This window comes from Streptomyces sp. NBC_01013, assembly GCF_045162765.1.
GTDB lineage: Bacteria > Actinomycetota > Actinomycetes > Streptomycetales > Streptomycetaceae > Streptomyces.
Genome location: NZ_CP108687.1, coordinates 7,097,501 through 7,114,929, shown reverse-complemented (window position 1 = coordinate 7,114,929; position 17,429 = coordinate 7,097,501). Strand labels below are relative to the sequence as shown.

12 protein-coding genes, 3 rRNA genes and 1 riboswitch (1 of these 16 cut by a window edge) are annotated in these 17,429 nt (G+C 65.8%); of the genes, 1 reads left to right on the top strand and 14 read right to left on the bottom strand.

What is annotated here, in order from left to right; translation table 11 throughout:
• Positions 1–16: 16 nt before the first annotated feature.
• Entirely contained in the window at positions 17–2,902 is a 2,886-nt protein-coding gene (gene gcvP, locus OG538_RS31030) for an aminomethyl-transferring glycine dehydrogenase (protein ID WP_406098743.1), read from the bottom strand.
• 192 nt (positions 2,903–3,094) lie between these two features.
• Positions 3,095–3,191, bottom strand: a riboswitch (glycine riboswitch).
• Between the two features lie 112 nt (positions 3,192–3,303).
• Here gcvP and OG538_RS31025 point away from each other — a divergent pair.
• Positions 3,304–3,672 carry a PRC-barrel domain-containing protein gene (locus tag OG538_RS31025; protein WP_406098742.1) on the top strand — a complete coding sequence of 123 codons (369 nt, stop codon included), beginning with the start codon at positions 3,304–3,306 and terminating at the stop codon, positions 3,670–3,672.
• Here OG538_RS31025 and OG538_RS31020 read toward each other — a convergent pair.
• From OG538_RS31020 to OG538_RS30960, 13 genes are all read right to left on the bottom strand, one after another.
• Positions 3,597–5,066 (bottom strand): DNA polymerase IV, encoded by a 1,470-nt coding sequence (locus OG538_RS31020; protein WP_406098741.1) that lies wholly within the window; start codon positions 5,064–5,066, stop codon positions 3,597–3,599. The two genes, OG538_RS31025 and OG538_RS31020, sit on opposite strands and share 76 nt — an antisense overlap.
• 93 nt (positions 5,067–5,159) lie before the next feature.
• Complete coding sequence (locus OG538_RS31015) at positions 5,160–5,777, bottom strand: MerR family transcriptional regulator (protein ID WP_406098740.1); 618 nt, start codon at positions 5,775–5,777, stop codon at positions 5,160–5,162.
• A gap of 166 nt (positions 5,778–5,943) precedes the next feature.
• A complete protein-coding gene (locus tag OG538_RS31010; RefSeq protein ID WP_006123076.1) occupies positions 5,944–6,417 on the bottom strand; it encodes a bifunctional nuclease family protein in 474 nt (157 codons plus the stop codon).
• Positions 6,418–6,471: 54 nt separating this feature from the next.
• Complete coding sequence (locus OG538_RS31005; protein WP_406098739.1) at positions 6,472–7,215, bottom strand: MerR family transcriptional regulator; 744 nt, start codon at positions 7,213–7,215, stop codon at positions 6,472–6,474.
• A 41-nt stretch (positions 7,216–7,256) separates the two neighbouring features.
• Positions 7,257–8,045: an FHA domain-containing protein gene (locus OG538_RS31000; protein ID WP_406098738.1), complete on the bottom strand. Its 789-nt coding sequence runs from the start codon at positions 8,043–8,045 to the stop codon at positions 7,257–7,259.
• A 190-nt stretch (positions 8,046–8,235) separates the two neighbouring features.
• Complete coding sequence (locus OG538_RS30995) at positions 8,236–9,024, bottom strand: DUF881 domain-containing protein (protein ID WP_406098737.1); 789 nt, start codon at positions 9,022–9,024, stop codon at positions 8,236–8,238.
• A gap of 5 nt (positions 9,025–9,029) precedes the next feature.
• Positions 9,030–9,362: a small basic family protein gene (locus OG538_RS30990; RefSeq protein WP_003970459.1), complete on the bottom strand. Its 333-nt coding sequence runs from the start codon at positions 9,360–9,362 to the stop codon at positions 9,030–9,032.
• Positions 9,359–10,282, bottom strand: a complete 924-nt coding sequence (locus tag OG538_RS30985) for a DUF881 domain-containing protein (protein WP_406098736.1) — start codon at positions 10,280–10,282, stop codon at positions 9,359–9,361. The genes OG538_RS30990 and OG538_RS30985 overlap by 4 nt, the downstream gene beginning before the upstream one ends.
• 153 nt (positions 10,283–10,435) lie before the next feature.
• The gene (locus OG538_RS30980) at positions 10,436–12,931 is read right to left on the bottom strand and encodes a sugar phosphate nucleotidyltransferase (protein ID WP_406098735.1); all 2,496 of its coding nucleotides are present in this window, start codon (positions 12,929–12,931) and stop codon (positions 10,436–10,438) included.
• Between the two features lie 112 nt (positions 12,932–13,043).
• Positions 13,044–13,652 (bottom strand): CDP-alcohol phosphatidyltransferase family protein, encoded by a 609-nt coding sequence (locus OG538_RS30975; RefSeq protein WP_406098734.1) that lies wholly within the window; start codon positions 13,650–13,652, stop codon positions 13,044–13,046.
• Between the two features lie 146 nt (positions 13,653–13,798).
• A 5S ribosomal RNA gene (rrf, locus tag OG538_RS30970) occupies positions 13,799–13,915 on the bottom strand.
• A gap of 79 nt (positions 13,916–13,994) precedes the next feature.
• Positions 13,995–17,119, bottom strand: a 23S ribosomal RNA gene (locus tag OG538_RS30965).
• Positions 17,120–17,417: 298 nt separating this feature from the next.
• Positions 17,418–17,429 (bottom strand): 16S ribosomal RNA (locus tag OG538_RS30960) (it continues 1,514 nt past the right edge of the window).
• The 16S, 23S and 5S rRNA genes sit together here, the layout of an rRNA operon.

Below are 17,429 nucleotides of genomic sequence, written 5' to 3'. Positions count from 1 at the left end.
GTTCCGGCGTCATGGTTCAGCTGTCGTACGCGTCCAGCGGCGGGCACGAGCAGACGAGGTTGCGGTCACCGAACGCACCGTCGATACGGCGCACCGGCGGCCAGTACTTGTCGGCGGCCGAGACCCCGGCCGGGAAGACGGCCACCTCGCGGCTGTAGCCGTGGTCCCACTCCCCGCCCAGCGCGGCCGCGGTGTGCGGGGCGTTGCCCAGCGGGTTGTCCTCCGCGCTCCACTCGCCCGAGGCCACCTTCTCGATCTCGCCACGAATGGCGATCATCGTGTCGCAGAAACGGTCCAGCTCCGCGAGGTCCTCACTCTCGGTCGGCTCGATCATGAGCGTTCCGGCGACCGGGAACGACATGGTCGGGGAGTGGAAGCCGTAGTCGATGAGGCGCTTGGCTACGTCGTCGATGCTGACGCCGGTGGCCTTGGAGATGGGCCGCAGATCCACGATGCACTCGTGCGCGACCAGTCCCGCCGGGCCGTTGTACAGGATCGGGTAGTGCGGCTCCAGCCGCTTGGCGATGTAGTTGGCCGCGAGTACGGCGACCTGCGTCGCGCGCTTCAGTCCCTCGCCGCCCATCAGGCGTACGTAGGCCCAGGAGATCGGCAGGATTCCGGCCGATCCCCACGGAGCGGCCGAGATCGGGCCGACACCGGTCTCCGGACCGGCGGCGGGCTGCAACGGGTGGTTCGGCAGATACGGCGCCAGGTGCGCGCGCACACCGACGGGACCGACACCGGGACCGCCGCCACCGTGCGGGATGCAGAAGGTCTTGTGCAGGTTCAGGTGCGAGACGTCGCCACCGAAGTGGCCCGGCTTGGCCAGGCCGACCAGCGCGTTGAGATTGGCCCCGTCGACGTACACCTGACCACCGGCGTCGTGCACCTCCGCGCAGATGTCGGCGACGTGCTCCTCGAACACACCGTGCGTGGACGGATAGGTGATCATGAGCACGGCGAGCTCGTCGCGGTGCTTCTCGATCTTGGCGCGGAGGTCCTCTATGTCGACCTCGCCGTCGTCGGCGGTCTTCACCACGACGACCTTCATGCCGGCCATCACGGCGCTCGCCGCGTTGGTTCCGTGCGCCGAGGAAGGGATCAGACAGACGGTGCGGCGCTCGTCGCCATTGGCGCGGTGGTAGGCGCGGACGGCCAGCAGCCCCGCGAACTCGCCCTGCGAGCCGGCGTTCGGCTGGATGGAGACCGCGTCGTAGCCGGTGACCTCGGCAAGCCGCTCCTCCAGCTCACGGATGAGCGTCAGGAAGCCCTCGGCCTGCTCGGCCGGCGCGAACGGGTGCAGCGCGCCGAACTCGGGCCAGGTGATCGACTCCATCTCGGCGGTCGCGTTCAGCTTCATGGTGCAGGAGCCGAGCGGAATCATGCCGCGGTCCAGTGCGTAGTCCCGGTCGGCGAGCTTGCGCAGGTAGCGCAGCATCGCGGTCTCGGAGCGGTGCTGGTGGAAGACCGGGTGGGTCAGGAAGTCGTCGCTGCGAAGCAGCCCGTCCGGCAGCGCGTCGGTGGTCGTGGCGTCCAGCGCCTCGATGTCGCCTTCGGCGCCGAAGGCGGCCCAGACGGCCGCGATCTGTGCACGGGTGGTGGTCTCGTCGCAGGCGAGCGAAACCAGGTCGCCGTCGACGAGCCGCAGATTGACCCCGCGCTCGCGGGCATCGGCGACGACTGCGGCCGCCTTGCCCGGGACCCGGACGGTGAGCGTGTCGAAGTGCGCGCCGGTCACCACGCCGACACCGGCCGACCGCAGGCCCTCGGCCAGGATGGCGGCGTAGCGGTGGGTGCGTCGCGCGATCGTCCGCAGCCCGTCGGGACCGTGGTAGACGGCGTACATCCCGGCCATCACGGCGAGCAGCACCTGAGCGGTGCAGATGTTGCTGGTGGCCTTCTCGCGCCGGATGTGCTGCTCGCGGGTCTGCAGGGCGAGCCGGTACGCCTTGTTGCCGTCCGCGTCCACGGAGACGCCGACGAGGCGGCCGGGGAGGCTGCGCGCGAACTTCTCGCGCACGGCCATGAAACCGGCGTGCGGTCCGCCGAAGCCCATCGGCACACCGAAGCGCTGGGTGGTGCCGACGGCGATGTCCGCGCCCAGCTCGCCGGGTGAGGTGAGCAGGGTGAGCGCCAGCAGATCGGCGGCAACGGTGACGATCGCGCCGAGCTCATGGGCCTGCTCGATGACGGGCTTGATGTCCCGTACGGCTCCGGATGCGCCGGGGTACTGCAGCAGCACGCCGAAGACACCGCGCTCGGCGATCCCGGCCGGGATGCCGTCGGTGAGATCCGCGACGACGACCTCGACGCCGGTCGGCTCGGCCCGGGTCTCGATGACGGCGATCGTCTGCGGAAGGGTGTCCGCATCGACCAGGAACACGCCCTGCTTGACCTTGCCGACGCGCCGGGCCAGCGCCATCGCCTCGGCGGCGGCGGTGCCCTCGTCGAGCAGCGAGGCACCGGAGGTGGGCAGCCCGGTGAGCTCGGCCACCATGGTCTGGAAGTTCAGGAGGGCTTCGAGGCGGCCCTGGGAGATCTCGGGCTGGTACGGCGTGTAGGCCGTGTACCAGGCGGGGTTCTCCATCACGTTGCGGAGAATCACCGGCGGGGTGAACGTGCCGTAGTAGCCGAGCCCGATCATGGGGGCCAGGACCTGGTTGCGGTCGGCGAGGAGGCGCAGCTCGGCGAGGACCTCGGCCTCGGTCCGCGCAGCCGGCAGTTGCAGGGCCTCGGCGCTCTTGATCACATCAGGCACCGCAGCGGCGGTGAGCTCGTCGAGCGAGCCGTAACCGACCTGGGCGAGCATCTTCGCCTGAGCCTCGGCATCGGGACCGATGTGGCGCTGCTCGAACGGGATGCCCTGTTCGAGCTGGGAAAGCGAAGTGCGACGGGGGGTCATGATGGAGGCCTCCTGGTCTGTCACGACCTGCGAGGGGCACCACGGCGCGGGGTGCCCGAACGGCCTCCCCCTCTGTCATCTCAACCTGAGAGCTTCACCGGTGCCTGCGGGGCGCACCGGCTTTCACCGTCGGTGAGGGAGAGCCCCACCCGGCCGTGGCCGTGCGGAACCTGCCCTGCTTTCCAGAGTGACCTCGTCCGAGCGGTACGGGGGCCTGAGAGATTCCGGGGAGGATTTGCTCCTTCGGCGCCTCCGGACTTCCTCCGGAGAACTCTCCCGCACGGGGTCAGCAGCCATTGCCAGCCTACCAGCGGGGTATGCGAAGCAGATCTCGAGTGGCCAACGCCACGGAACTGCACTTCTGTAGTGCTGTGGACTAGCCACGACCAGTGGGAGGGACCGTGCAGACCGACATCGATCCACGCAGCCTGATCGGCCGCAAAGCGTTCGACCGCCAGGGCACCAAGATCGGAACCGTGGACGAGGTGTATCTCGACGACGCGACCGGTGTGCCCGAGTGGGCGGCCGTGCGCACCGGACTGTTCAGCCGTGACGCCTTCGTCCCGCTGGAGCCCAGCGAGTTCGTCGAGGACACGCTGCGCATCCCCTTCGACCGTTCCCTGATCAAGGACGCACCCGATTTCGGTGTCGGCCGTCACCTCTCGCCGGAACAGGAGCTCCAGCTCTACCGGCACTACGGTCTGGACTCGGCTCCCGGGGAAAGCGCCCCGGACCGGGATTTCGGCCGCTTGGCCGGCCAGGAGGAGTAGTCCACCGGGTTCCGCACGAGCGGTAGCGGATCGGCCGGCTGCAGTTCCGGATCGTCGATACGGAACGTGCGGACCCGGCCGGGGGCGGACTCCGGTTCCTCGAATCGCACGGTCACCCGCCCGACTCCGCTGCCCTGCACCCAGCCGTGACCATAAGTGTCGTGGCGTACGTCGTGCCCGGCCGGCCAGCGCCGCATGGCGAGGCTCTCGGCGCTCTCCTGCGCGGCCTCCGCGTCTACCCCTCCTCCTTCGTGCGCCGCCGCGTCCGAGCTCGCCTCGGCGGTCTCGGCAGCCTCGGGGGGCTCGGCGGCGGCCCGCTCGCCGGCCGCCTGAGCGAACAGGTCCTCCTGGGTGAAGTCGGCGAGCCCTGTGACGCCGACGCCCAGCAAGCGCACACCGCCCGTGGTGTCCACGGCCTCCAGAAGGCGCGCAGCGGCCTCTCTGACGACCGTGGGGTCGTCCGAGGGCCCGCGGAGAGTCTCGGAGCGGGTGAGGGTCGAGAAGTCGTAGCGCCGCACCTTGAGCACTACCGTGCGCCCCGACCGTCCCGCGGCCCTCAGCCGGTGCACGCAACGGTCGGCCAGCCGCTCCACCTCGGCCCTCACCCGGACCCGGTCGTGAAGATCCGTGTCGAAGGTGTCTTCGACGGAGACCGACTTCGCGTCCCTTTCGGCGACCACGGGCCGGTCGTCCTGACCCGAGGCCATCCGGTGCAGGGAGCTGCCGTGCGCCTTGCCCAGCAGCCGCACGAGTTCCGCCTCGCCCGCTTCGGCGAGGTCGTTGACCGTGGTCATGCCGGCTCGGCGCAGATGGTCCGCGGTGGCGGGACCGACTCCCGGAAGAGTACGCACGGGCATCGGCGCGAGCAGCTCCCGCTCGGTGCCCGGCTCGATCAGCAGGATCCCGTTGGGCTTCGCTTCCTCCGAGGCGATCTTCGCCAGCATCTTGGAACCGGCGAGCCCGACGGATCCGCTGAGCCCCGTGACCGCCTCGATGACGCGGCGCAACTGCTCGCCGATCTCCAGTGCCGAGGCCGTGTCGTCCGCCGTGCCGCCCGCCTCCAGGTCGACGAAGGCCTCGTCGAGACTGAGCGGCTCAACCAGGGGCGAGAGGCGGCCCAGCAGCTCCATGACCTGGTCACTCACGGTTCGGTAGAGCGTGAAGCGCGGCACGAGATAGGCAGCGTTCGGCGCCAGCCTTCTGGCCTGCGCCATCGGCATGGCCGAGTGCACCCCGAATCGCCGCGCCTCGTACGAGGCGGTGGCGACGACTCCCCGGGGCCCGAGTCCGCCCACCACGACCGGCTTGCCCCGCAGACTCGGCTTCGCCGCCTGCTCCGCGGACGCGTAGAAGGCATCCATGTCCAGATGCAGGATGGTGGGCGCGGCTCTCACATCAATCGATGGTGCCCTACGCCACTGACAGTCGCCCCGCCACGAGGGGCGGACGGCCCCGCCTCTCGGGGGCTCGTCCGCGCTCCCACCCGGTCAGCCCGCCCGGTTGCGCCGACGTGCGAGCTCGTCCGTGGGGTTGTTGCCGATCAGCGTCTCGCCGGTGTCGACGCGCTCCCCGTGCAGTTGCGACAGCGCCGCGTCCACGTCCCGCCACACCACCCCGACAGCGATGCCGAACACTCCCTGGCCCCCTTGGAGCAGCTCGACGACCTCGGCGGGCGAGGAGCACTCGTACACGGTCGCTCCGTCACTCATCAGCGTCATGCGCTCGAGATCCTGGAAACCGCGGGCCCGCAAGTGCTGCACGGTCGTGCGGATGTTCTGGAGCGCCACTCCGGTATCCAGGAAACGCTTCACGATCTTCAACAGGACGACGTCCCGGAAGCTGTAGAGCCGCTGTGTGCCCGACCCGTAGGCCGGACGGACGCTCGGCTCCACCAGGCCCGTGCGGGCCCAGTAGTCGAGCTGGCGGTAGGTGATCCCCGCTGCCGCGCATGCTGTCGGCCCGCGATAGCCGATCTCGTTGGCCGCTGTCACGCCGTCCCCCGCCGCCGCATCCGGCGCAGCCGGTTGCCTGATGGTGTGGCCGGCTGTACTCCCCTGCTGCGGATACGGCCCACCCACTGCCGCACCGTCGCCGCTGCTTCTCACGCCGACCTCCGTCCTTGACCTGCCCACTCGAAGGTAGGCAGTCACCAGGGGTGCGTCAACGATCGCCACACTCGGCACGCCGAGTGATAATCACCCTGAGGGTGGTTTCCCGTGACTCACGACCGGGAAAGGCTTGTCGGATGCGGCGGTGTGGCCCCTTGGGACGTCACTGACTGTTCGTGCCGAAGTCCTCCGGTGAGATCTGGTCGAGGAACTCGCGGAACTTCTCCACCTCGTCCTCCTGCTCATCGGGAATCGCGATCCCCGCGTCGTCGAGCACCCCGTCACTGCCGTAGATCGGCGTGCCGGTGCGCAGGGCGAGCGCTATGGCGTCGGAGGGCCGCGCACTCACCTCGACTCCGCTGGCGAAGACCAGCTCCGCGTAGAAGACCCCTTCTCGAAGATCCGTGATCCGGACCTCGGTGAGCTCTTGGCCCACGGCCTCGAGCACATCCTTGAAGAGATCATGGGTCAGCGGCCTGGCCGGAGCCATGCCTTGCTGGGCGAAGGCGATCGCGGTCGCCTCACCAGGACCGATCCAAATGGGGAGATACCGGTCGCCTCCCACTTCACGCAGGAGCACGATCGGTTGGTTGGAGGGCATTTCCACCCGGACACCCACAACGTCGAGCTCGTTCACACAGCAACCCTAGGACGTGCTCGGCAGGTTTGGGTAGTCGGGCCCCCACCGGGATCAGTGGAGGCGGATCTGCAGGGCGGTCCGGACCAGGGCGGAGTGCAGTCGTACGGAGAGCTCCGCGAGTTCCTTCGCGGTGGCCTCGGCATGCGCCCTGGTCTGCGGATTCCGGTGTCGGCGCAGGGGTGCGACGACCTGCTCGATCAGCCCGGCCTCACGGTCCGCGGCCGCTCGCATCGCCCGTAGATGACGCGGTTCCAGACCGAATCGCCCCAGATCCGCCACAAGCCTGGCGATGGTGACCGTCTCCGCGTCGTAGCCGCCCCCCGCCGACGGTGCGACCAGCCCGTACGACTCCCAGGCATCGAGATCACTCTCGGTAACCTCGGCGGCGGCAAGGAGCTCGGCACGGCCGATCCGCGCAGCGGTGGCCGGCCCGGCCCCGTCGGCCCAGCCGGCGCCGGCCTGGTCCGGCTCGCCGACCGGAGACGGCAGGGGCGCCCGCTCGCCCCGGGCGAGGGCGTCCAGGTGCTCCCGGATGACCTTCAGCGGAAGATAGTGATCCCGCTGCATCCGCAGCACCTGAGCCAGCCGCTCGACATCGCCGGGACGAAACTTCCGGTACCCCGAGGGGGTCCGCTGCGGCTCGACGAGTCCCTCTGCCTCCAGGAAACGAATCTTGGAGATGGTGACTTCGGGGAACTCGTCCCGTAGCTGCAGGAGCACCGTGCCGATGCTCATCGGGCGGTCGTCGGCGGTGGCGGTGCCGTGTCCGGCACCGCCCGTCGGTGTTCTCAGCATGGACCTTCCTGGGGGTCCCCCCGACGGAGTCAGGGGCCGGGTCAGATACCGCGCTGGCTTGCGTAGAAGACCAGCCGGTACTTGCCGATCTGCACTTCGTCACCATTGGACAGGGCGACGGAGTCGATGCGCTCGCGATTGACATAGGTGCCGTTGAGGCTGCCCACATCCCCCACCGTGAAGCTGCCGTCGGGACTCCGGCGGAACTCCACGTGCCGACGCGACACCGTCACGTCGTCCAGGAAGATGTCGCTCTGCGGGTGACGGCCGGCCGTGGTCAGCTCGCTGTCCAGCAGGAAGCGGCTGCCCGAGTTGGGCCCCCTCCGTACCACCAGGAGCGCCGAACCGAGCGGCAGGGCGTCCACGGCGGCCTGAGCCTCCGGCGAGAGCGACGGCACGGACGTCTGCCCCGTCGCCTCCGCCTCGTAGGCCTCCAGGCCCGAGATGGAGATGGTCGACGTCGTCTCCGAGGCCCGCTCCGGAACCCCGCCCCGCAGGGGCGCACCGCAGTTGGAACAGAAACGGCTTGCCTCGGCGTTGCGGTGCCCGCACCTCGTACAGACCGGCATGGACGAAGCCTCCTGCCTCGGGGCGAACCCTCCACCCGTACTTGAGGTTGACGGATCTCCGAAACCTATGCGGCCGGGACCGGCAGGGTCAACAGACGACGCGCCGGAACCACCCGAAATGTCACCCCCCGGACCTGCTACCTGATCGCGGAAGAGGGGGCGCTCGCCACCCTGCTCCTCGGTCTGGCCATGGCGCGGCGCGCGATGGCGTGCAGCTTCATCGCGAGCACTCTTGCCGAACAACTTTCCAAACAACTTCACGGGCGATTCCCCTTGACCGAAACAGACCCGCCCGTGGGGCAGGACGAACCCTGAATGAACACACCTGCCGACCCGGACATCTTCACAACGTCCGTAGGCACTCGACAGTTTCCACCACGCACCACGATTACGATGCGGCGACCCCCCGCAACCCTCTGCCCGTGTCCCCCGACGTTCACGCGTCCCGGGTTCACTGGGTCGACGACCGAGAGTAGTCAGGCCGCTCCGCCGGTCGCAAGGCGTTGATGACGATGTCGTCGGACTGGGCCACATGCACCGTGGCCTGCTCCTTCTCCAGCGTCTGCACGACTCCGCCGGGGATGTTCAACGCCGGTTCCAGATCCTGCGGCTTGCCGATGACCTTGAAGACGTACGGAGCGGAAATCTTGTGGTCGTCGACCTTGACGGCCCCACCGTCTCCCGAGAAGTACGTATTGGCCACGACTCGCACGCCGTTGACCTCGATCGCCTCGGCGCCGGCTGCCCGGAGCTCCTGAAGCGCGTCGAGCAGCATGTCGGCCTGAACCGCGTCACCCGGGTCGTTGACGGTGAGGGTGATTCCGGGGCCGTGCACCGCCACCGTACCCGCCAGGATGCCGAGTTGGCGCTCCTTCTCCACCGTCTGTTTCCGCGCCTCTTCGGCCTGGTCGGAACTGTTCTCCAACTCCGTGCGCTGGTCGACGAGGCGTTGCTTCTCGTCCTCCAGCCGCTGCGTACGGTCGTCCACCTCGTCGAGGATGCGGACCAGATCCTCCTGGCGGGCACCGCGCAGGGCGCTGTTGTCACTGTTCGACCGCACCTGGATGGCCAGCCCCAGGCCGAGGACGAACAGCAGCACCGCGACGATGAGTTGTGCACGGGTGACCCGGGGCGGCCAGAGCCCGGCGATCAGCCGCTGGCGCCCGGTCAGCTCCTCGGGTGCTCCCCCGGCCTGCTTGCCGGGCTCTTCGCGGTCGCCGTCGAATGCGTCGTTGCTCATCGGCGTCAGGCCCTGAAGACGTGCCGGCGGATGGCTGCGGCGTTGGAGAAGATCCGGATCCCGAGGACGACGACCACGCCGGTGGAGAGCTGCGCTCCGACGCCGAGCTTGTCGCCCAGGAAGACGATCAGCGCGGCCACGACCACGTTGGAGAGGAACGAGACCACGAAGACCTTGTCGACGAAGATGCCGTCGAGCATGGCCCGCAGACCGCCGAAGACGGCGTCCAGGGCGGCCACGACCGCGATCGGTAGGTAGGGCTCGACCACCGCCGGCACTTCGGGCCGGACCAACAGTCCGACCACGACTCCCACGACGAGGCCCAGTACGGCGATCACGATGTGCCCTTCCCTGCGTCTGCCGCACCACTGCCGGTGTCTGCGGCCTTATAAGGCTCTGCTGTCCGTACGATCAGGCTCGGGGCTGCCGGGAGGGTCACCTTCTCCTGGACGGAGAGAGTGGTCCTGATGTCGAAGGTGTCCTTGAGCGCCTGCAGGTACTGCCCGTCGGCACTGTCCTGGAAGGCGGCGCCGAGGTTCTTCCCGTCCCCCACCGCGAGCACCGTGTACGGCGGCACGAGCGGTTTGTTGTCGACCAGTATGGCGTCGCCCGCGGCGCGGATCGCGGACAGGGCGGTCAGACGCTGTCCGTTGATGGCGATCGCCTCGGCGCCGGACTGCCACAGTCCGTTGACGACCCTTTGCATGTCCCGGTCGCGGACCCGGCCGGTATCGGAGAATCCGCTGCTCTCCCGCGGTCCGCCACCACCCTGGTCGGTGTCCTTCGCGTCGTCGACAACGAGTTTCACCCCGGGGCCGTGCACCGTCGTCGCCCCCGAGAGCAGGGCCACCAGTTCGGTCTGGTCACCACCATGCTTCTCCAACGCCTTGCGCTGACGCCTGCCCACGTCGTCGCGGATCTCCTCCACCTGCGCTTCAAGGGTGTCGGCCGCGGACGTCTCCCCGTCGATCCGGTCGATGAGCTCCTCGCGCTCCTTGGCCAGGACCGGCGCGGCCACCCGCGCCTGCGCGGCACCGAGCGTCACGACGAGCGCCGCCAGCACCAGACACGCCGCGAAGCCGAGTTTCGCCTTGAGGGTACGGGGCATCCCCGTAAGCCCGTCGGCCTTGCGACGCGCCGACGCCTCGGCGTATCCGTCGTCCAGGCTGTGGTCCATCACGTTGGTCAGCAGCGACATGGACGCGTCGGGGCGCGGGGGTGGCGAGACGGTACTCCGATCGGGGGGCTGCTGCGGCATGCCGCACATCGTCGCATGTCGCGGCGGCTACCGCCGAATGGCCCCACCCATGTGTGGCTTGCGGTCGCACGACGGCCTCGGCCGCTCGGCCGCATTCAGGCCGTTTCCGGATGCCGGGGCGGCACCGCTCACTCGCCCCGGCATCCGGTTACCTCACTGACCTGCGCTGTCGACGATGGCGGCCCACTCATCGAGGAGTGCCTGCGCCGAGGCGTCGTCGGGCCCCTCCGCCCACAGATGGGTGACCGCTTCGGCCCGGTCCGGCAGCACCATCACCCAGCGTCCGTCCGCCTCGACCACCCGTACGCCGTCCGTGGTGTCCACATCGCGGTCGCCCGCCGCCTCGACCACACGTCGCATCACCAGTCCCTTGACGGCCCACGGGGTGGCCAGATCGCGCCGCAGCACATGGGCGCGCGGGATGCGTGCGTCGATCTGGCTCAAGGTGAGCTGCGTCCTGGCCACCAGTCCGATGAGTCGCACGAACGCGGCGGAGCCGTCGAAGACGCTGCTGAACTCGGGAACGATGAAACCGCCCCGCCCGTCGCCACCGAAGATGGTGCCTTCTTCACGTCCCACCCGTGTCAGGTCGTCGGGCGACGTCATGGTCCATTCGACCTGGGTGCCGTGGTAGGCGGCCACCTGCTCGGCGACGCGGGTGGTGGTCACGGGCAGAGCGACCCGCCCGCTGCGGCGCTCTGCGGCTACGAGGTCGAGCATGACCAGCAGGGCGCGGTCGTCCTCCACGATCCGGCCCCGCTCGTCGACCAGCGAAAGCCGTTCGCCGACCGGGTCGAAGCGAACACCGAACGCCGCCCTGGCCGAGGAGACGATCTCGCCGAGCCGCACCAGGCCGGACCGACGGGCCTCGGCCGACTCGGTCGGCCGCGATTCATCGAGGCCCGGGTTGATGGTCAACGCGTCGACGCCGAGTCGCCCCAGCAGACTGGGCAGTACGAGCCCCGCACTGCCGTTGGAGGCGTCGACCACCACCTTGAGACCGGCATCGGCAATCCCCGCGGTGTCCACGTTCCGCAGCAGGGATCCCGTGTACGAGTCGAAGACGCTGGAGGGGAAGTGAAGGTCCCCGATCTCTCCAGGGAAGGCACGGCGGTACTCCTGCCGGGCGTAGACCCGGTCCAGCTTCCGCTGCTGCGCCTGGGAGAGGTCCGCTCCCCGTTCGTCGAAGAACATGATGTCGACCGAGTCGGGAACACCCGGTGAGGTACGGATCATGATTCCGCCGGCGCTGCCGCGTGCGGTCTGCTGGCGGGCCACGGGCAGCGGAACGTTCTCCAGGTCGCGCACGTCGATGGCGCTGGCCTGAAGGGCCGAGATGACGGCGCGCTTCAGTGCCCGGGCTCCACGGGAGTGGTCACGTGCGGTGGTGACCGTGGAGCCCTTCTTCAGCGTCGTCGCGTAGGCGCCGGCCAGTCTGACGGCCAGTTCCGGCGTGATCTCGACGTTCAGGATCCCCGATACTCCTCGTGCGCCGAAGAGGTGGGCCTGTCCACGGGACTCCCAGATCACCGAGGTGTTGACGAACGCGCCGGCCTCGATCGTCTTGAAGGGGTAGACGCGCACGTTCCCCTGGATGATCGATTCCTCGCCGACCAGGCATTCGTCGCCGATGACCGCCCCGTCCTCGATCCGGGCAGCGCGCATGATGTCGGTGTTCTTGCCGATCACACAGCCGCGCAGGTTGCTGTGATCACCGATGTACACGTTGTCGTGCACCACGGCCTTGTGCAGGAAAGCGCCGCTCTTCACGACCACGTTCGACCCGATGACGGTGTGCTCGCGGATTTCCACGCCGGCCTCGACCTTGGCGTAGTCACCGATGTACACGGGCCCCCGCAGCACTGCGTCGGGGTGCACGTCCGCCCCTTCGGCCACCCATACACCGGGAGAGATCTCAAAACCGTCGATCTCCACGTCGACCTTGCGCTCCAGCACGTCCGCCTGAGCCTTCACATAGCTCTCGTGCGTACCGACGTCCTCCCAGTAGCCCTCGGCGACATAGCCGTAGATGGGCTTGCCTTCCTTCATGAGCTGCGGGAAGACGTCACCGGACCAGTCCACGGAGACGTCGGCCTCGACGTAGTTGAAGACTTCGGGCTCCATGACGTAGATGCCCGTATTCACGGTGTCCGAGAAGACCTGCCCCCAGGTCGGCTTCTCCAGGAAGCGTTCGACCTGACCGGCTTCGTCCACGATGGTGATGCCGAATTCCAGTGGATTCGGCACTCGGGTGAGACAGACCGTGACCAGCCCACCCTTTTCCTTGTGGAAGGCGATGAGATCGGTGAGGTCGAAGTCGGTGAGTGCATCACCCGAAATCACGAGGAAGGTGTCGTCCTTCAGCGCCTCTTCGGCATTCTTCACACTGCCCGCGGTACCGAGCGGTTTCTCCTCGTTCGCATAGCTGAGCTCCATCCCGAGCTCTTCGCCGTCCCCGAAGTAGTTCTTCACGAGCGACGCAAGGAACTGGACGGTCACGACCGTCTCATTGAGCCCATGCCTCTTGAGCAGCCGCAGCACATGCTCCATGATCGGCCGATTGGCCACGGGCAGGAGCGGCTTGGGCATGCTTGAGGTCATGGGGCGAAGGCGAGTGCCTTCACCACCTGCCATCACGACGGCCTTCATGTCGGAACGTCCTCCTTGAAGAGACGACGGTCTAGCCGACTTCGCCCGTCGGGGCAGCATCTGTGTCATCAGCCGCGGGCCGGCCACGTCGCGCGGCACCGCATCAACAAGCTCAGTCGGCTACTTCATCCGCCTTGACCAGCCGGCGGACCTGAACCACGTAGAGGATCCCTGCCCACCAGTAGAGCGTTGTACCCCATCCTGCGAACGCCCATCCGAAAACAGTGGCCAGCGATGCCAGCCAACCACTTCCGTCACTGAGCAGCAACAAGGGAAATGCGTACATCAGGTTGAACGTGGCCGCCTTGCCCAGGAAGTTCACCTGGGGCGGCGGGTAGCCATGACGGCGAAGGATTCCCACCATCACGAGAAGCATCAGTTCCCGGGCGAGGAGCGCGGCGGTGAGCCAGAGCGGGAGGATCTCCCGCCAGGTCAGACCGACCAGCGTGGAAAGAATGTAGAGACGGTCTGCAGCAGGGTCGAGCAGCCGCCCGAGGCTGCTGATCTGATTCCATCGGCGCGCGAGCTTCCCGTCGAGGTAGTCGCTCACACCGCTGAACATCAGTACCAGCAGTGCCCAGCCATCGCTCTTGGGCCCGCCGAACTCAGGACGGAGAATCAGCCACAGGAAGACAGGTACGCCAACGAGGCGAGCCATGCTGAGGATGTTGGGGATGGTGAGTACTCGGTTCGTCTGAACGCGAGTCTCCTGGACCTCCACCCGGGGGCCTCCTGTGAGGAACGTGCCAATGGTGCCCCCTGACCTTACCCTCAGCCACGGCCGGCGGATGCACGGGGGTGCTGAGGACTCCCGGGAAACGCAGAAAAGCCCCGTGCCACAAGGGCACGGGGCTTTCTACAATGATTGTTCGGCGGCGTCCTACTCTCCCACAGGGTCCCCCCTGCAGTACCATCGGCGCTGAAAGGCTTAGCTTCCGGGTTCGGAATGTAACCGGGCGTTTCCCTAACGCAATGACCACCGAAACACTATGAAATTAACCAACACCGGAACAAAACACGGCCGTTCGTTATTTCAGAACTAACACAGTGGACGCGAGCAACTGAGGACAAGCCCTCGGCCTATTAGTACCAGTCAGCTCCACCCGTTACCGGGCTTCCACATCTGGCCTATCAACCCAGTCGTCTACTGGGAGCCTTAACCCTTCAAGAGGGTGGGAATACTCATCTCGAAGCAGGCTTCCCGCTTAGATGCTTTCAGCGGTTATCCTTTCCGAACGTAGCCAACCAGCCATGCCCTTGGCAGGACAACTGGCACACCAGAGGTTCGTCCGTCCCGGTCCTCTCGTACTAGGGACAGCCCTTCTCAATATTCCTACGCGCACAGCGGATAGGGACCGAACTGTCTCACGACGTTCTAAACCCAGCTCGCGTACCGCTTTAATGGGCGAACAGCCCAACCCTTGGGACCGACTCCAGCCCCAGGATGCGACGAGCCGACATCGAGGTGCCAAACCATCCCGTCGATATGGACTCTTGGGGAAGATCAGCCTGTTATCCCCGGGGTACCTTTTATCCGTTGAGCGACAGCGCTTCCACAAGCCACTGCCGGATCACTAGTCCCGACTTTCGTCCCTGCTCGACCCGTCGGTCTCACAGTCAAGCTCCCTTGTGCACTTACACTCAACACCTGATTGCCAACCAGGCTGAGGGAACCTTTGGGCGCCTCCGTTACTCTTTAGGAGGCAACCGCCCCAGTTAAACTACCCATCAGACACTGTCCCTGATCCGGATCACGGACCCAGGTTAGACATCCAGCACGACCAGAGTGGTATTTCAACGACGACTCCACAACCACTGGCGTGGCCGCTTCAAAGTCTCCCACCTATCCTACACAAGCCGAACCGAACACCAATATCAAACTATAGTAAAGGTCCCGGGGTCTTTCCGTCCTGCTGCGCGAAACGAGCATCTTTACTCGTAGTGCAATTTCACCGGGCCTATGGTTGAGACAGTCGAGAAGTCGTTACGCCATTCGTGCAGGTCGGAACTTACCCGACAAGGAATTTCGCTACCTTAGGATGGTTATAGTTACCACCGCCGTTTACTGGCGCTTAAGTTCTCAGCTTCGCCGACCCGAAAGTCAGCTAACCGGTCCCCTTAACGTTCCAGCACCGGGCAGGCGTCAGTCCGTATACATCGCCTTACGGCTTCGCACGGACCTGTGTTTTTAGTAAACAGTCGCTTCTCGCTGGTCTCTGCGGCCACCCCCAGCTCAGGAAGCAAGTTCCCTCACCAGTGATGGCCCCCCTTCTCCCGAAGTTACGGGGGCATTTTGCCGAGTTCCTTAACCATAGTTCACCCGAACGCCTCGGTATTCTCTACCTGACCACCTGAGTCGGTTTAGGGTACGGGCCGCCATGAAACTCGCTAGAGGCTTTTCTCGACAGCATAGGATCATCCACTTCACCACAATCGGCTCGGCATCAGGTCTCAGCCTTAATGTGTGACGGATTTACCTACCACACGGCCTACACCCTTACCCCGGGACTACCACCGCCCGGGCTGGACTACCTTCCTGCGTCACCCCATCGCTTACCTAGTACAAGTCTGGTTCGTCGGCTCCACCACTACCCTCAACTCCGAAGAGATCGGGCCGGCTTCACGGACTTAGCATCGCCTGATTCAGTATTGGGCGTTTCAAAGCGGGTACCGGAATATCAACCGGTTGTCCATCGACTACGCCTGTCGGCCTCGCCTTAGGTCCCGACTTACCCTGGGCAGATCAGCTTGACCCAGGAACCCTTAGTCAATCGGCGCACACGTTTCTCACGTGTGTATCGCTACTCATGCCTGCATTCTCACTCGTGAACCGTCCACAACTCGCTTCCGCGGCTGCTTCACCCGGCACACGACGCTCCCCTACCCATCCACACAGGCGTTGGCCCTATATGTGTGAATGACACGACTTCGGCGGTACGCTTGAGCCCCGCTACATTGTCGGCGCGGAATCACTTGACCAGTGAGCTATTACGCACTCTTTCAAGGGTGGCTGCTTCTAAGCCAACCTCCTGGTTGTCTCTGCGACTCCACATCCTTTCCCACTTAGCGTACGCTTAGGGGCCTTAGTCGATGCTCTGGGCTGTTTCCCTCTCGACCATGGAGCTTATCCCCCACAGTCTCACTGCCGTGCTCTCACTTACCGGCATTCGGAGTTTGGCTAAGGTCAGTAACCCGGTAGGGCCCATCGCCTATCCAGTGCTCTACCTCCGGCAAGAAACACACGACGCTGCACCTAAATGCATTTCGGGGAGAACCAGCTATCACGGAGTTTGATTGGCCTTTCACCCCTAACCACAGGTCATCCCCCAGGTTTTCAACCCTGGTGGGTTCGGTCCTCCACGAAGTCTTACCTCCGCTTCAACCTGCCCATGGCTAGATCACTCCGCTTCGGGTCTTGAGCGCGCTACTAAATCGCCCTATTCGGACTCGCTTTCGCTACGGCTTCCCCACACGGGTTAACCTCGCAACACACCGCAAACTCGCAGGCTCATTCTTCAAAAGGCACGCAGTCACGACTGCATGTGCAAGCACACACAGCGACGCTCCCACGGCTTGTAGGCACACGGTTTCAGGTACTATTTCACTCCGCTCCCGCGGTACTTTTCACCATTCCCTCACGGTACTATCCGCTATCGGTCACCAGGGAATATTTAGGCTTAACGGGTGGTCCCGCCAGATTCACACGGGATTTCTCGGGCCCCGTGCTACTTGGGTGTCTCTTAAACGAGCCGTTAATGTTTCAGCTACGGGGGTCTTACCCTCTACGCCGGACCTTTCGCATGTCCTTCGCCTACATCAACGGTTTCTGACTCGTCTCACGGCCGGCAGACCGTGAAAAAGAGATCCCACAACCCCGCATGCGCAACCCCTGCCGGGTATCACACGCATACGGTTTGGCCTGATCCAGTTTCGCTCGCCACTACTCCCGGAATCACGGTTGTTTTCTCTTCCTGAGGGTACTGAGATGTTTCACTTCCCCTCGTTCCCTCCACACTGCCTATGTGTTCAGCAGCGGGTGACAGCCCATGACGACTGCCGGGTTTCCCCATTCGGACACCCCCGGATCAAAGCTTGGTTGACAGCTCCCCGGGGCCTATCGTGGCCTCCCACGTCCTTCATCGGTTCCTGGTGCCAAGGCATCCACCGTGCGCCCTTAAAAACTTGGCCACAGATGCTCGCGTCCACTGTGCAGTTCTCAAACAACGACCAGCCACCCATCACCCCACCCTTACAGGCGAGTTCACTGGGGCCGGCAACCGAAGGACGACCATGACGGCCGCACCTTCAGATACCCAACAGCGTGCCCGACCCGACCGATCACCCTCACGTTCCACGCCGAAGCAGTACTAGTGAAAACAACCTGTCGTGCCGAATAGTCAACGTTCCACCCATGAGCAACCAGCACCGAACATTCGCCGGTGTACTGGCCTCTGACCGAGCGGACTCGGTAAGAAGTGCTCCTTAGAAAGGAGGTGAT

What these genes read in the sequence shown, in the direction of transcription:
- gcvP (WP_406098743.1), bottom strand. Translation starts at nt 2,902, where the DNA reads ATGACCCCCCGTCGCACTTCGCTTTCCCAGCTCGAACAGGGCATCCCG.
- OG538_RS31005 (WP_406098739.1), bottom strand. Translation starts at nt 7,215, where the DNA reads ATGCTGAGAACACCGACGGGCGGTGCCGGACACGGCACCGCCACCGCC.
- OG538_RS30995 (WP_406098737.1), bottom strand. Translation starts at nt 9,024, where the DNA reads ATGAGCAACGACGCATTCGACGGCGACCGCGAAGAGCCCGGCAAGCAG.
- OG538_RS30985 (WP_406098736.1), bottom strand. Translation starts at nt 10,282, where the DNA reads ATGCCGCAGCAGCCCCCCGATCGGAGTACCGTCTCGCCACCCCCGCGC.
- OG538_RS30980 (WP_406098735.1), bottom strand. Translation starts at nt 12,931, where the DNA reads ATGAAGGCCGTCGTGATGGCAGGTGGTGAAGGCACTCGCCTTCGCCCC.